General features: G+C 49.6%; 2 tRNA genes and 1 rRNA gene. All 3 read left to right on the forward strand.

Annotated elements, in window-relative coordinates:
* Nucleotides 1-69 (forward strand): 16S ribosomal RNA (locus H8B17_RS20515); the annotation flags it as partial.
* A 151-nt stretch (nt 70-220) separates the two neighbouring features.
* Nucleotides 221-294: transfer RNA gene (locus H8B17_RS20520), tRNA-Ile, on the forward strand.
* A gap of 31 nt (nt 295-325) precedes the next feature.
* Nucleotides 326-399, forward strand: a tRNA-Ala gene (locus H8B17_RS20525).
* Nucleotides 400-565 lie beyond the last annotated feature (166 nt).

Below are 565 nucleotides of genomic sequence, written 5' to 3' on the forward strand. Positions count from 1 at the left end.
ATACTGGTAATTGGGGCTAAGTCGTAACAAGGTAGCCGTACCGGAAGGTGCGGCTGGAATACCTCCTTTCTGGAGCGTCCGGACCGTTTCTGCTGCGCACAATCATGATCGTTCAATTAGAAAAAAGGTTTACGGTCTTTGACTTTTTTGTCATCGGCCCGATAGGTAAAAGGTATGCCCCGGGGGAAAGGCTGGTCCGGATCTGGGCGTATACACCTCCAGTCCCGTAGCTCAGTTGGTTAGAGCACTACACTGATAATGTAGGGGTCAGCAGTTCAAATCTGCTCGGGACTACTTTTACAGCTTATCGTTTTACCTTTGAACAGGGGAATTAGCTCAGCTGGCTAGAGCACCTGCCTTGCACGCAGGGGGTCAACGGTTCGAATCCGTTATTCTCCACATCTGTCTGTCCTTAGGGGGATTTATCCCTGCATTATTGGACAGGCTATAAGACGTTCTTTGACATATTGGGATAGAAAAGAGAAATACAGAAAAGAGGACAGAGGAAGCAGTTTCCTGCGATCATATCGCGGGTTACTGCGGAGGCAGTCCCGCGGCAGGCAAA

Origin of the sequence: Sphingobacterium arenae (assembly GCF_014692505.1) — a bacterium.
GTDB classification, from domain to species: Bacteria; Bacteroidota; Bacteroidia; order Sphingobacteriales; family Sphingobacteriaceae; genus Sphingobacterium; species Sphingobacterium arenae.